We start from the raw sequence: 13786 nt of genomic DNA, 5'->3' as shown, positions 1-13786 counted from the left end.
TTAGCCCCGTGCTGGTCCGGCTTGACGTAAAATCGCCAGCACTAACTGTTGAAAGCTATAACCCGCGGCTTTTGCCGCCATCGGTACTAACGATTTTTCCGTCATGCCCGGTACGGTATTAACTTCCAGTAAATAATGCTGACCTTGCTCGTCAAGCATTAAATCGACTCGGCCCCAACCACTGGCACCTACCGCTTTGAATGCGGCTAACGCGGTAGCTTGCATGGCTTGAGTTAATTCTGCCGTCAACGGTGCCGGACAAAGGTACTCGGTACTATTAGCTTGATATTTTGCTTCATAATCATAGAAGGCACGTGGCGTACGCATTTCGACAATAGGTAACACATCATCATTCAACACGGCTATGGTGAATTCGCGGCCATTGATCCAGCGCTCCAGCAAGACTTCGTCATCATATTGATGGGCTACAGCAATTGCACTGGCCAGTTCATCCGCCGTGGCAGCCGCACTCATACCAATGCTTGACCCCTCGTTTGCCGGCTTCACCATCACCTTACCACCAAGTTGCGCTAACATGGCGGCATAATGCGTATCCTCAGGACGCGCAACTAAAAACGGTGCTGTTGGTAAGCCTTGTGCTTGAAATAGCCATTTACACCGAATTTTGTCCATTGCAAGTGCAGAGCCCAATACGCCACTGCCAGTATACGGCAATCCTAACAGCTGTAGGGCGCCCTGCATCGTACCATCTTCACCACCACGACCATGAAGCACAATAAAGGCATGATCGGCCTGTAAACTGCTTAACGCCTGTTCTTTTGGATCAAAGGCGAATGCATCAACGCCAGCCTCTTGTAAGGCATTTAATACTGCCTTACCAGAACGAAGCGATACTTCACGCTCTGCTGAATGTCCACCTAAAAGCACGGCCACTTTGCCAAACTGACTCATTATGCGACTCCTTTAGTGGCTTTTAATTGTTCAATATCAAGATTCATGGCCGCCAATTGTTTCACTAAACTACCAATATTGCCCGCGCCTTGTGTTAACACCACATCTCCGTCTTGCATCACCTCTGCTAAGCTAGCAGCTAAGTCGCTTGGCTGGGCCACATAAATGGGTTCAAGCTGGCCACGCGCTCGAATAGACCGCGCCAAACTTCGGCTATCCGCACCGGCTATTGGCGCTTCGCCTGCAGCATAAACCTCTAACAGTAATAAGGCATCAACCTCAGATAATACTTTGGCAAAATCTTCATATAAATCACGCGTACGGGTGTAACGATGAGGTTGATAACACATCACTAAGCGACGCGTCGGCCAGGCATTACGAACCGCCGCCACCGTCGCGGCAACTTCTGTTGGATGATGACCATAATCATCTAACAATAAAACCTTTCCCCGACCCGTTTCAAATTCACCGTATTGTTGAAACCGCCGACCAATTCCTTCAAACTTACTTAATGCGGCTAAAATAGCATGTTCAGCAATACCCTCGTCTTGGGCCAGCGCAAAGGCAGCTGTCGCGTTTAGGGCATTGTGTTTACCAGGTAAATTCAAACTAATTTCGCGCTGATTACCTTGAGGATCAGTAATCACAAACTGGGTACGGGTCCCTTGTTGGCTAAAATCGCTAATCACGTAATCCGCATCAGCACTGAAACCATAGGTCAATACCGTACGACCAATTCGCGGTATTAACTCGCGTAGCACGGGATCATCTAAACACACCACAGCAATACCATAAAATGGTAAGTTATGAAGAAACTCAATATAGGTCGATTTTAACTTCTCAAAGTCACCTTGATAGGTATCCATATGATCAGCTTCAATATTGGTTATCACTGTTGCCATAGGCTGTAGATGCAGAAACGAGGCATCACTTTCATCCGCTTCCGCAATCAGGTAACGCCCAGCACCCAAGCGAGCATTAGAGCCCGCCGAATTTAACAAGCCACCAATCACAAACGTCGGGTCCACGCCTGCTTCCGCAAATATTGAGGCCATTAAACTGGTTGTTGTCGTTTTGCCATGGGTACCCGCAATTGCGATACCATGACGAAAACGCATCAGCTCTCCCAGCATTTCAGCACGGCGAACAACCGGCACGCGGGCTTCGCGGGCGGCCAGCACTTCCGCGTTGTCCGCTTTAATCGCACTGGAGACGACTACAACACTGGCACCTTGGATGTTTGTTGCATGGTGCCCAAAAAATAACTCTGCCCCTAAACCACGCAATCTATCTGTGACAGCACCTGGTGCAATATCGGAACCCGATACACTATACCCTTCATTAAGAAGTACTTCCGCAATACCGCCCATGCCAGCGCCGCCGATGCCTACAAAATGAATGCGATCGACTCGGCGCATCGCCAGTTTTTTCTGTTGTGGTGTCGTAATCATACTGCTTGTCCTGTTACTTGCCGACATAAGGCAACAATTTCAGCGGTGGCCTGTTCGCGCGAGAGCTTGCGCGCTTGCGTGGCACGTGCTTGTAAAAGTGATCTATTGGCTAAGCAAGGTGCCAAAATGGGCACTATGCCAGAAGCCTGTAATTGCGTTTGCGGTAATAACCATCCGGCATTCTGTTCGGTTAAACTTTTGGCATTAGCCGTTTGATGATCATCTATCGCTGATGGCAGCGGCACAAATATCGCAGCCACGCCTACAGCAGCAACCTCACTCACCGTAAGCGCACCGGCACGACACACCACAACATCTGCCCAACGGTAGGCCGCTGCCATATCGTGAATAAAGGCGGAAACTTCTACGTTTACCCCTTGTGCCATTAATTTTGCATAAGACGCTTGCACGGCTGCATGCATCGCTTCACCTGTTTGATGACGCACAGCAATCGCCCCTTGCGCAGCTAAAGTAGCAAACTGTGCAGGCAAGTGCTCGTTTAACGCTTTTGCCCCTAAACTGCCGCCAATCACTAGAATCCGTAATTCAGTATGCTCAGGGCGATTATCACGGCAGGCTAATAATTCTTGACGCACCGGATTACCCACAACATGCTGTTTTGCTGAGCCTGCAAACGCTTGTGGAAATGCCACCAAAACCTTTTTAGCTAGCCTAGCCAGCAATTTATTGGTACTTCCCGCTACAGCATTTTGTTCGTGAATGAGTAAAGGAACTTGCGCCAACCATGCAGCAAGCCCTCCTGGGCCGCTGGCATAACCGCCAAACCCCAACACACATTGCGGTTGTAATTGTTTTATAAGCGCGCGAGCCTGTCGAATTGAACGCCACAACATCGCTGGCGCAGCCACTAAACTGCGTAACCCTTTGCCACGTAAACCCGCAACCTTGATGGGATAAAAATCCCAACCAAAGGTAGGTACTAACTGCGCTTCCATGCGATCAGCGGTACCAAGCCAAGCAATGTCCCAGCCTTGTTCACTTAACGCTTTAGCCACCGCTTGCGCCGGAAAAATATGCCCACCGGTACCGCCAGCCATAATTAACACGCGGGGTTTATTCATGCTTTACCCCACTTAACGCTTGCTTGCCCTGTACGCGCACTTCAAAGTCGATACGCAATAAAAGTGCGGCGGCCATCAACATAATAATTAAGCTACTGCCACCGTAGCTTACAAAGGGTAGCGTCATCCCTTTGGTTGGCAACATACCACTGGCCATGCCCGCGTTTACTGCAGTTTGAAAACCAATCCAAATGGCTAAGGCGTAGGCTAAGAAGCCATGAAAACTCATGCCTTTTTGTAAAGCACGGTTTCCCATCATCAACGCCCTAAACACCAAAATAAACAGCAAACAAAGCAGCACAGCAATACCCAAAAAGCCGGCCTCTTCGCCAATTACCGCAATAATAAAATCGGTATGCGCTTCGGGTAAGTACTCTAACTTTTGAATACTGTTGCCAAGTCCCTGCCCAAACCAGCCGCCACGACCAAAAGCCATTAACGATTGTGTCAATTGATAACCACTGCCAAACGGATCCGCCCATGGATCTAAAAATGCCGTTACCCTACGCCAGCGATACTCGCTGTAGAAAATCAGCACGCCAACGGCCGCTAGCCCTGTTAACATCAAACCGATAAACTGCCAAAGTTTGGCACCCGCAAGGAACAGCAACACCACTGCAGTGGCAAACATAACGATAACGGTACCCAAATCTGGTTGCATCAGCAGTAACACGGCAAACACGAACAGCATTATTAGGGGTTTAATAAAGCCCATCAGGTTTTCCAGCACTTGCTCATGACGCCGCACTAAATAGCTGGCTAAATAAACGAAAAAGTATAATTTCGCGGGTTCAGCGGCTTGAATATTGATAGGCCCGAGCGCCAACCAACGCGTTGAACCATTCACATTGCGACCAAAAATCAGCACTAAAATCAAAAGCAACAGCGCTGAAAACAACAGGTGCATATTATAGTTATGCCAAAAACTGACGGGTAAGCGCATTACCACTAAGGCCATACTAAAACCGATCCCCAAATACACTAGATGGCGGATAGTAAAATGCAGCGGATTATCATAGAGCCGCTCGGCAACGGGAATAGACGCACTGGTCACCATCACAAAACCGATGGCTAAGACCAACATTAATACCGTTAAAAATACGCTATCGTAATGCCCTTGATCTTTGCTTTGCCACCACGCATCAAAACGCGGTAAGGGATTAAAACGGCCGCCTAGCATGATCGCTTTCATACTTTAAGCTCCCTTACGGCTTTAGCAAATTGCTCACCGCGATCAGCATAACTTTTAAACATGTCTAAACTGGCACACGCCGGCGATAGTAAAACCATATCGCCAGGCTGGGCTAACTCAGCGGCCACTTTTACCGCCTGTTGTAAGGTTTTTACTTCTTTCGCGCTCGACATCAACGCAGCAATTGCTGGCCCATCTTGCCCTAACGTAATAAGGTGCTGCACATCACGGCACAGCACTGGCTGCAATTCCGTTACATCAGCACCTTTGGCATCACCACCCGCAATTAAAATGATTTTTCCAGTTACGCTACTACGTAAACCAGCAAGGGCCGCTAAGGTGGCACCAATGTTCGTCGCCTTAGAATCGTTTACCCAGCGAACATTATTGTGTTGCAACACCAGCTCGCAACGATGAGCAAGCCCCTTAAATGTGCGTAAAGTCTCGGCAATAGCGGTTTTAGATGCGCCTGCCGCCAACGCCATTGCCGCAGCAGCTAAGGCGTTAAAATGATTGTGTTCACCAAATAAACTCATTTCACTCAGTGGCAGCAACGGCTCACCGTCGACTTTCAGCCAAGGCTGCCCCTGCTGCAACATGATGCCATACTCACTGTTAGCAAGCCCCTGATGTGACTGCAAGCTCAGCGCCAATGTTTGACGAGTCTCGCCAGATAGGTTGTCGGGAGTAGGCTGTGTTAATGCGTCATCCGCATTGAAAATTGCAGATTGAGCATGTCGAAAAATGCGACGTTTGGCTGCGGCATACTCTGACATATCGGTGTACCGATCGAGGTGGTCTGCACTCACATTTAAATTGGCACTGGCTAATGTGCGTAAGCTTTCAGTTGTATCTAATTGAAAACTAGACAGCTCCAACACAAATACTGCCACCTCGGATTGCGCGATCGCATCCAGTACGGGCAAACCAATATTTCCTGCCGCCAAGGCAGCAATACCACTTTGGCGTAGCATTGCCTCGGTTAACATTGTTACCGTAGATTTGCCATTCGAACCGGTCACTGCCACAACCGGTTTGGTATTTACTCGCGCAAATAATTCAACATCGCCGATGATCTCGGCACCTTGTAGCTTGGCAAAGCGCAACGCTGGATGCTTAATAGACAAGCCAGGGCTAACAATAATCAGATCCATTTGCGCCAGCCGATTGGCGTCCAATTCACCTAAATAAATACCATCAACCTTTTCCGGCGTGATCTGATCCAACCCGGCAGGCTGTTTGCGAGTATCCATCAGCACAGGTTTAACCCCTTTTGACAACAAAAAGCGTACTGTTGCTAGACCCGACAGGCCCAACCCAACAACAGCGATACGCTTAGCGGTCAATAATGCATGCATGATGCTATCTCAGTTTAAGGGTGGCTAAACCCACCAGCACAAAAATAATGGATAAAATCCAGAATCGCACAATCACGCGCGGCTCTGGCCAGCCTTTTAATTCGTAATGATGGTGAATGGGTGCCATTCGAAAAATGCGTTGTTTACGTAGCTTGTAAGACCCTACCTGTAAAATGACCGATAAGGTTTCCATCACAAAGATACCGCCCATAATAAATAAAACGATTTCTTGGCGAACTAAAATGGCGATAACGCCTAGCACCGCGCCTAACGCTAATGAACCGACATCGCCCATAAAGACTAAAGCGGGATAGGTGTTAAACCACAAGAAACCTAAACCCGCCCCAATTAATGCGGCACAAAACACCACTAACTCGCCTGAGTAAGGTAAAAAAGGAATGTTAAGATAATTTGCAAAGTTAACGTTACCGCTGGCGTACGCAATAATGGCAAACGCCGCTGCAACCATAATGGTGGGAACGATAGCTAATCCATCCAAACCATCGGTTAAGTTCACTGCGTTACTGGTACCAACAATCACAAAGTAACTTAATGCAATAAACAACAACCCGAGTTGTGGCATAACATCTTTTACAAATGGAATCACTAAGGCGGTTTCTGCAGGGCGTTCAGCCGTCGCGTAGAGAAAGAACGCCGTTAAAATGGCAAAAACCGATTGCCAAAAATACTTCCAGCGCGCAATTAAACCCCGTGGATCTTTTCGAATGACTTTACGGTAATCGTCTACAAAGCCAATAGCACCAAAACTCACTAGAACAAATAACACAACCCAAATGTATTTATTGCTCAGGTTTGCCCACAACAACGTTGATACCACTACCGACGCTAAAATCAACAAGCCACCCATGGTGGGCGTGCCTTTTTTAGAAAAGTGACTTTCAGGGCCATCGTTCCGCACAACTTGACCAATTTGCATGCGCTGCAGCGCCGCAATTAATTTAGGGCCGAAATACAAGCTTAACAATAACGATGTTAATACACCCAATATGGCTCTAAACGTTAAATAACTAAACACGTTAAAGGCACTAATATATTGGGTTAAGTATTCCGCTAACCACACTAACATGAGCTTGTCTCCTGCTGACAACGTTCTAGCAAGTCTTGTACAACTAATTCCATTTTCGCACTGCGCGAACCTTTTACCAGGAGAGTGACGTCTTGCTGAGCTGAGATTATTGGCATTAACTGGGTGATAAGCGCTTGCCGTTGACTAAAGTGTGCACTCGATGTTTTGCTGGTCTGATCGGCGAAGACATCACTGGCGTGCTGTGATAACACGCCCACGGTGAACAATAGATTAATACCGGAATTTTTTGCGTAATTACCGATTTCTTCGTGATATAAACGCGCATCCGCGCCTAACTCACCCATATCGCCCAACAGTAACGCTCGAAACCCCGCATAGCTTGCTAACAAATCAATCGCGGCTTTAACCGATTCCACATTGGCATTGTAGGTATCATCAATAATCTTAAGATGGGGACTTACCTGCAATAGATTCGTGCGGCCTTTAACCGCTGACATCGTTGCTAACCCCTGTTGCACTTGAGCTAAACTGATCCCTAATGCCAAAGCAGCGCTGGCTGCGGCTAACGCATTCGCCACATTATGACGTCCAGGTACATTCAGGGAGATAGGCTGGTCACCTGCGGGGCTATGCAATATAAACTGAGCACACCCTTGCGCATTTAACTGAATCGCGCTGGCATAACAATCGGCCTGTGGATTACTTAAGCTAAATGTCATCAGCGGCTGAGACTGCACTAACGTTAACCAGTATTCACTGTATTCGCTATCAAGTGATACCACCGCCATACCTGCAGCACTCAACCCCTGGTAAATCTCTGCTTTAGCTCGTGCCACGCCCGCTACATCACCAAACCCCGCCAAATGAGACGCGGCAGCATTGGTGATCAGCGCAACATCAGGTTTAACTAATTCCGTGGTGTAAGCAATTTCACCATGATGATTAGCGCCTAATTCAATCACCGCATAACGATGTTGCTCCGTTAGCCGGAGTAAGGTTAATGGCACCCCGATATCATTATTAAAGTTACCGGCGGTGGCTAATACGGCAGCAGAAGTTGTTGTATTAGGCGTGTTAAGCGGTAAGGACGAAAGGGCGTTTTCCGCTCGCGTTCCAACAGACAATATGGCATACAACATTTCTTTTACTGTCGTTTTACCCGCACTTCCCGTAATAGCAACGGTTTTGGGCGCTAACTTATGCTTTAACGCAGCCGCTAATTGGCCCAACGCTATACGCGTATCAGGGACTAAAATATAGGGAACGTTCAATCCCGGAGACGGAATTTCACTACAGATGAATGCAATCGCCCCTTTACTGGCAACGTCCGCTAAAAACTGGTGCGCATCAAAATGTGCACCTTTGAGCGCAATAAATAACGCCGCACCGCCTAACGTACGACTGTCGGTACTCACCGTATCAATAGCGACATCTTCGCCATACCATGGCGCCTTGAGCAATGCCGCAATATCAGAAAGGCGCAGCCGAATCATGATTCCATCTCCGCCACGAGCTGCTGAACATAAGCGCGCTCATCATAAACATGCGCGGTAGTACCGATAATTTGCTCAGTCTCATGCCCTTTACCAGCCACTAAAATAATATCGCCACTTTGCGCTTCAATCAGCGCTAATTTAATGGCTAAACGGCGATCGGGTTCTAGCGTGTAATTACCTTGTGGATGCATGCCGGCAGCGATATCTTGCAAGATGCTCAAAGGATCTTCAGTACGGGGATTGTCTGAGGTTAAAATAACATGATCAGCTAATTGTTCAGCGATTTGCCCCATTAGCGGTCGCTTACCTTTATCGCGATCCCCGCCACAACCAAAAACACAACGTAAATGATTGGCACAATGTGCGCGTAATGCTAACAACGTTTGTTTTAGTGCATCTGGCGTATGCGCATAATCTACTACAATGGTAACACCGGTTTTTAACGTATATTGCTCCATACGCCCAGCAACCGGTTTTAATGACGCTGCTGCTTGAATTAATAAGGGTAAGGGTTGCCCTAATGCGTGTAAGCAGCTAATTGCCGCCAACGCATTTTGCACATTAAACTCACCTAGCAGCCCTAACTGCAAAGCAAAACTTTGTCCATCATAACTAACCTGACAATGCGTAGTTGCCTGCTTTGGCGCACTATCTTGATAACTCAGTGCATGTGTAAACTGCGCACAATCCTCTGTCAAACCATAGGGATATACAGGGACTTGGCAACTTTTGGCGTAAGCATAACCCGTATCATCAGACACATTAATGACCGCAAGCGTACTTTGCTCTGGAACAAAAAGCTGCGCTTTTGCCTCCGCATACGCTTGCATGCTGCCATGATAATCTAGATGATCACGGCTTAAATTGGTAAAAACGGCCGCAGCAAAATGCAATCCAGCCACACGTTGCTGCACCAGTGCGTGCGAAGACACTTCCATCGCGACTAATCGCACACCGCTGGCGACAAACTCAGCAAAAATACGTTGTAAGTCAATAAAATGAGGAGTTGTGTTATTAAGTGGCGTTAAATGCTGCCATGCGCCATAGCCTAGCGTACCCACCACCGCACTTTTAACACCCAGTTGCTCCGCTAATTGTGCAATAAAACTGGTAACGGATGACTTACCATTAGTGCCTGTCACACCGACTAATAAAAGATGCTGTTGTGGCTTACCATAAAAACTGGCGGCTAATTCAGGTAACAATTCAGCTAAACGTGGCAATACCAAAACCCGTTTATCCGCAAAAGTTCCTGTACTAGTGAGCACCAAGGCCGCGCCACTTTCTAGCGCTTGTTGAATATATAAGTTGCCATCTGTTTTACTGCCGGGCAACGCAATAAACACATCACCCTGGCTGACAAGTCGGCTATCAATACGTAAATGATTAAGTAACACACTGGGCACATCGCCCACGATCTGTCCCAACCAATGTAAACTATTAACCAGCATTCTGACCTCCCTTTACAGCCGTAATACGTGGTAGGGTTTGCGCATCGGGGGGTAAATTCAACAACTGCATCGCCGCACCCATAATATTGGCAAACACCGGCGCAGCAATTTCACCACCGTGGTAAAAATCGCCAGCAGGTTCGTTAATCACCACAACACAGGCTAAACGCGGATTACTAATGGGGCCTACTCCCGCAAAAGAAGCGATATAATCATCACCATAGCCACCTGCTACCGCTTTACGTGCCGTACCTGTTTTACCACCAACACGATAACCGGGAATTTGCGCCCGTGTTGCTGTGCCCCCTGGCGCGATACTGGCTTCCATCATTTCTAACATGGCGAGCGCATATTCTTCTTTTAGCGCGCGCTCACCCGGTTCTGGTTCACGGGTTTTCAAAATCGTCAGAGGGCGATTAATGCCCCCGTTGGCGATGGTGGCATAAGCTCGCGCTAATTGGACTGCCGTTACCGATAAGCCATAGCCATAAGAGTAAGTTGCTCGCTCAAAATCCGACCAGCGCTGACGAAAACTGAACATACCGGTGCTTTCGCCGATGATGTCGGTACCAGATTCCTGTCCTAACCCCATGTTATGATAAGTACCAATAACATGCTGATGTGGCACCTCTAACACTAACCGCGCCACACCCATGTTGCTCGATTTTTGAATAATGCCCGATAAGCTTAAACTACCGTAGTTATTAGGATCCCGTACCCAGCTTCCCCCTATCCTCATAAAACCGGGGCTTACGTTTACTACCGTATCCAAATTAGCCGTGCCAAATTCTAAAGCACTGAGTACCGCAAGGGGTTTCATGGTAGAGCCTGGCTCAAACGTATCGGTAATAGCACGGTTACGAAAACGGTGTACCGGCGTATTGCGCCGATTATTGGGGTTAAATGACGGGCTATTTACCATCGCTAAAATTTCGCCAGTGTAGACATCAATTACCACTGCTGAACCCGACGCGGCGCCATTAGACAAGACGGCCTTTTTCAATTCCCGATACGCAACAGCTTGAATACGCTGATCAATGCTTAATTCAATATTGGCGGGCTCTTGTGACTGCTCGCGCTCTAGCACTTCAATTTCGCGGCCTTTGGCATCCTTACGGAAGACTTTACGACCAGCAGTACCTGTCAGTAAGTCGTCATAACGCTTTTCTAAGCCCTCTACGCCCACATCATCAACATTAGTAAAGCCGATTAACTGCGCAGCGACTTCACCTGCAGGATAATAACGCCGCGATTCCTGCCGAAAGTGAATACCTGGAACTTTAAGCTTACGCACATAATCGACTACAGCAGGATTAACTTGACGCTGCAAATAGACAAAACGACGTTGTGGATTATCGCCAATACGACCAGACAGCTGCTGCGGTGACAACTGAAGAATTTCAGCCAAGGCATGCCAACGACGCTCATCAGCACTGGCATTGCGCTCAATCACTTCTTTAGGATCAGCCCAAATGGCTTCTACCGGCACACTCACGGCCAGTGCTTCGCCATGACGATCTAAAATCATGCCTCGCATCACTTTGTCTGACTCGACCCGTAAGGTGCGCAAATCGCCTTGGGTGACTAACATATCGGGCTCTACGACTTGCAACCAAGCCGCACGCGCCACTAACGCCACAAACACCGCGCTAATACTGATCATGACAAAAGCAAAACGCCAGCCAAGTACGGCTGGGTGCTTATTGGTTTTTGCTTGAGACTTCGCAGCAGGACGTTTCATGGTAACTGCACCATCACATCCAACTTGCCGGTAGGCCGCTGCATGTTTAATTGGCGTCGTGCGATTTCTTCAACCCGACTGTGTTCTGCCAAGGCGCGCTGTTCTAATAATAAATTGCGCCATTCCGTATCAAGTTGATCACGCTGTTGGTAATTTACCTCTTGCTGAATCGTTAGCTGACGATTTAGATGCGACATTTGCACTACAGCCAAGGCTGAAAAAATACAGGCCAACAACAGCAAAATCACCAGTTTGCGCTGGCGTAGCTCTTGCCCAATAATTTTTATCAGCTGCATTTGTTTCATGTTGCCTGCCTCTGAGCAATACGTAATACCGCACTGCGGGCACGCGGATTTGCCGCTAACTCCGTATCAGATGGCATGATGGCTTTGCCAATCAATTGCAAAGGAATCGCTTTATAAAGCTGTGCATCGGTTAATGGCATGCCCCTTGGTACCGGCTCTGCTTTGGAATGACGCCGCATAAACTGTTTTACTAAGCGATCTTCTAAAGAATGAAAACTAATAACACATAAGCGTCCACCCGGTTTTAATGCTGCCATCGCACCTTGTAGCGCAAGGTTAACTTGCTCTAATTCGCTGTTAACGTAGATCCGAATCGCTTGAAAACTCCGTGTTGCGGGATGTTTTTTTTCTTTAGCGCTTTTAGGCACGACCTGACTAATTAAATTAGCCAATTCAGAGGTTCGGGTTAATGGGTGTTCCACACGATGCGCGACAATGGCATTGGCAATGCGCCAAGCAAATTTTTCTTCACCATACTCGCGCAGCACAAAGGTGATATCCTCAACATCCGCAGTGGCTAACCAAGCCGCCGCCGATAAACCGCTTGTGGGATCCATCCGCATATCTAAAGGACCATCACGCATGAAGCTAAAGCCGCGTTCTGCTTCATCTAGCTGCGGCGAAGATACGCCAAGATCTAATAATATACCGTCAATTTTACCGAAAATAGCTTGATCTTCAGCAATTTTTGCCAGGGCGGCAAAGGGGCTATGAGTGATATGAAAACGCGCATCGGCGAGCAGTGGGGCTGCAGCAGCAATGGCGGAGGGATCGCGATCAATCGCGTACAATCGGCCTGTCGAGCCGAGTTGTTGTAAAATTTCTCGGCTATGACCGCCACGGCCGAAGGTGCCATCAACATAGATGCCATCAGCCTTGATTGCCAAGCCTGCTAACGTTTCAGCCAGCAGTACCGAGATATGTGAACTGGTTGTCATTTTACAGTACAAAATCCTGTAAGCGTTCTGATAATTCCACCGTACCGGCTTGCGCTTGCTCCAGCTCTATATCAGCGGAGAGACGCGCCTGCCAAGCGGCTTCATCCCAGATCTCAAATTTATTCAATTGACCCACCAATCGGACGTTTTTCGTTAGACCTGCATGCTGGCGTAACGATGCCGGTAATAAAATACGGCTACTCTTATCCATCTCGCAATCGGTGGCATTACCCAGTAACACACGCTGCAAGCGGCGCTCCTGAGGGTTTAAGCTAGACAGAGACTTTAACTTTTCTTCTATTTCTTCCCACTCTGCCAGCGGAAACAGTAATAAACAGGGATCATGCAAATCGATAGTGCAAATCATTTGTCCCTGACATTCAGACAAAAGGCGTTCACGGTAACGCGCTGGAAGCGCTAACCGGCCTTTTTCATCTAATGTCAGCGTAAATGATCCACGAAACATCGCTAATTTGCCTATATCAAGTGTTTGTCTTGCGTTGGTGAAACATCAGAGACGCAAAAAAGGTGTCGGTGTTACCACTATCACCACTACTTCGCCAAAATGATCCACAATTACCCACTTATCCCCACAACTAGACAGTTTAGGGTGCCACTTCTACTACTGTCAAGGTAAAAACAAGGGCAAAGATCGAATAAGATCCTTATAAAATACGCGTTCTAGCGAAGTGGATGATTTTGGTAGCAAATTCGTTTTTGCTTGTGTAAGCAAACCCAGCCGACTATCGTACTTGCTATCTTGGAATAAATTATTCAATATTGATCGACGCTTCGCATATACAAGGTCAACG

Annotated in this window: 12 protein-coding genes; all 12 read right to left on the bottom strand. The window is 47.8% G+C overall.

The genetic code is table 11. The features are described 5' to 3' along the window. From IE070_RS04735 to mraZ, 12 genes are read right to left on the bottom strand one after another with little or no spacing between them, the layout of a single operon-like run. Positions 1 to 912, bottom strand: coding sequence for a D-alanine--D-alanine ligase (locus IE070_RS04735; RefSeq protein ID WP_189481001.1), 912 nt, complete (start codon positions 910 to 912; stop codon positions 1 to 3). Beyond that, on the bottom strand, positions 912 to 2363 hold the full coding sequence (murC, locus tag IE070_RS04730; protein ID WP_189480999.1) for a UDP-N-acetylmuramate--L-alanine ligase: 1452 nt from the start codon (positions 2361 to 2363) through the stop codon (positions 912 to 914). Before murC ends, IE070_RS04735 begins: the two co-directional genes overlap by 1 nt. Continuing rightward, positions 2360 to 3445 carry an undecaprenyldiphospho-muramoylpentapeptide beta-N-acetylglucosaminyltransferase gene (gene murG / locus IE070_RS04725; protein ID WP_189480997.1) on the bottom strand — a complete coding sequence of 362 codons (1086 nt, stop codon included), beginning with the start codon at positions 3443 to 3445 and terminating at the stop codon, positions 2360 to 2362. The genes murC and murG overlap by 4 nt, the downstream gene beginning before the upstream one ends. Next, positions 3438 to 4637 (bottom strand): cell division protein FtsW, encoded by a 1200-nt coding sequence (ftsW, locus tag IE070_RS04720; RefSeq protein WP_189480995.1) that lies wholly within the window; start codon positions 4635 to 4637, stop codon positions 3438 to 3440. Before ftsW ends, murG begins: the two co-directional genes overlap by 8 nt. Further along, complete coding sequence (murD, locus tag IE070_RS04715) at positions 4634 to 5995, bottom strand: UDP-N-acetylmuramoyl-L-alanine--D-glutamate ligase (protein WP_189480993.1); 1362 nt, start codon at positions 5993 to 5995, stop codon at positions 4634 to 4636. The genes ftsW and murD overlap by 4 nt, the downstream gene beginning before the upstream one ends. Before the next feature lie 4 nt (positions 5996 to 5999). Continuing rightward, positions 6000 to 7082: a phospho-N-acetylmuramoyl-pentapeptide-transferase gene (mraY, locus tag IE070_RS04710; RefSeq protein ID WP_189480991.1), complete on the bottom strand. Its 1083-nt coding sequence runs from the start codon at positions 7080 to 7082 to the stop codon at positions 6000 to 6002. Continuing rightward, on the bottom strand, positions 7076 to 8536 hold the full coding sequence (locus IE070_RS04705) for a UDP-N-acetylmuramoyl-tripeptide--D-alanyl-D-alanine ligase (RefSeq protein WP_189480989.1): 1461 nt from the start codon (positions 8534 to 8536) through the stop codon (positions 7076 to 7078). The genes mraY and IE070_RS04705 overlap by 7 nt, the downstream gene beginning before the upstream one ends. Further along, positions 8533 to 9990 (bottom strand): UDP-N-acetylmuramoyl-L-alanyl-D-glutamate--2,6-diaminopimelate ligase, encoded by a 1458-nt coding sequence (locus IE070_RS04700; RefSeq protein ID WP_189480987.1) that lies wholly within the window; start codon positions 9988 to 9990, stop codon positions 8533 to 8535. Before IE070_RS04700 ends, IE070_RS04705 begins: the two co-directional genes overlap by 4 nt. Next, positions 9980 to 11731 carry a penicillin-binding transpeptidase domain-containing protein gene (locus IE070_RS04695; protein ID WP_189480985.1) on the bottom strand — a complete coding sequence of 584 codons (1752 nt, stop codon included), beginning with the start codon at positions 11729 to 11731 and terminating at the stop codon, positions 9980 to 9982. The genes IE070_RS04700 and IE070_RS04695 overlap by 11 nt, the downstream gene beginning before the upstream one ends. Next, positions 11728 to 12036, bottom strand: a complete 309-nt coding sequence (ftsL, locus tag IE070_RS04690) for a cell division protein FtsL (RefSeq protein ID WP_189480983.1) — start codon at positions 12034 to 12036, stop codon at positions 11728 to 11730. The genes IE070_RS04695 and ftsL overlap by 4 nt, the downstream gene beginning before the upstream one ends. After that, positions 12033 to 12974, bottom strand: a complete 942-nt coding sequence (rsmH, locus tag IE070_RS04685; RefSeq protein ID WP_189480981.1) for a 16S rRNA (cytosine(1402)-N(4))-methyltransferase RsmH — start codon at positions 12972 to 12974, stop codon at positions 12033 to 12035. Before rsmH ends, ftsL begins: the two co-directional genes overlap by 4 nt. A 1-nt stretch (position 12975) precedes the next feature. Next, complete coding sequence (gene mraZ / locus IE070_RS04680) at positions 12976 to 13440, bottom strand: division/cell wall cluster transcriptional repressor MraZ (protein WP_189480979.1); 465 nt, start codon at positions 13438 to 13440, stop codon at positions 12976 to 12978. Positions 13441 to 13786: the final 346 nt, after the last annotated feature.

Origin of the sequence: Alishewanella tabrizica (assembly GCF_014652375.1) — a bacterium.
GTDB classification, from domain to species: domain Bacteria; phylum Pseudomonadota; class Gammaproteobacteria; order Enterobacterales; family Alteromonadaceae; genus Alishewanella; species Alishewanella tabrizica.
The sequence above is the reverse complement of the archived record's forward strand: the minus strand, read 5'-3'. Positions and strand labels throughout refer to the sequence as shown.

Bases quoted from the DNA above. Each gene is read 5' to 3' on its own strand.
- IE070_RS04735 (WP_189481001.1), bottom strand. From the start codon at position 912: ATGAGTCAGTTTGGCAAAGTGGCCGTGCTTTTAGGTGGACATTCAGCA.
- murC (WP_189480999.1), bottom strand. From the start codon at position 2,363: ATGATTACGACACCACAACAGAAAAAACTGGCGATGCGCCGAGTCGAT.
- murG (WP_189480997.1), bottom strand. From the start codon at position 3,445: ATGAATAAACCCCGCGTGTTAATTATGGCTGGCGGTACCGGTGGGCAT.
- ftsW (WP_189480995.1), bottom strand. From the start codon at position 4,637: ATGAAAGCGATCATGCTAGGCGGCCGTTTTAATCCCTTACCGCGTTTT.
- murD (WP_189480993.1), bottom strand. From the start codon at position 5,995: ATGCATGCATTATTGACCGCTAAGCGTATCGCTGTTGTTGGGTTGGGC.
- mraY (WP_189480991.1), bottom strand. From the start codon at position 7,082: ATGTTAGTGTGGTTAGCGGAATACTTAACCCAATATATTAGTGCCTTT.
- IE070_RS04705 (WP_189480989.1), bottom strand. From the start codon at position 8,536: ATGATTCGGCTGCGCCTTTCTGATATTGCGGCATTGCTCAAGGCGCCA.
- IE070_RS04700 (WP_189480987.1), bottom strand. From the start codon at position 9,990: ATGCTGGTTAATAGTTTACATTGGTTGGGACAGATCGTGGGCGATGTG.
- IE070_RS04695 (WP_189480985.1), bottom strand. From the start codon at position 11,731: ATGAAACGTCCTGCTGCGAAGTCTCAAGCAAAAACCAATAAGCACCCA.
- ftsL (WP_189480983.1), bottom strand. From the start codon at position 12,036: ATGAAACAAATGCAGCTGATAAAAATTATTGGGCAAGAGCTACGCCAG.
- rsmH (WP_189480981.1), bottom strand. From the start codon at position 12,974: ATGACAACCAGTTCACATATCTCGGTACTGCTGGCTGAAACGTTAGCA.
- mraZ (WP_189480979.1), bottom strand. From the start codon at position 13,440: ATGTTTCGTGGATCATTTACGCTGACATTAGATGAAAAAGGCCGGTTA.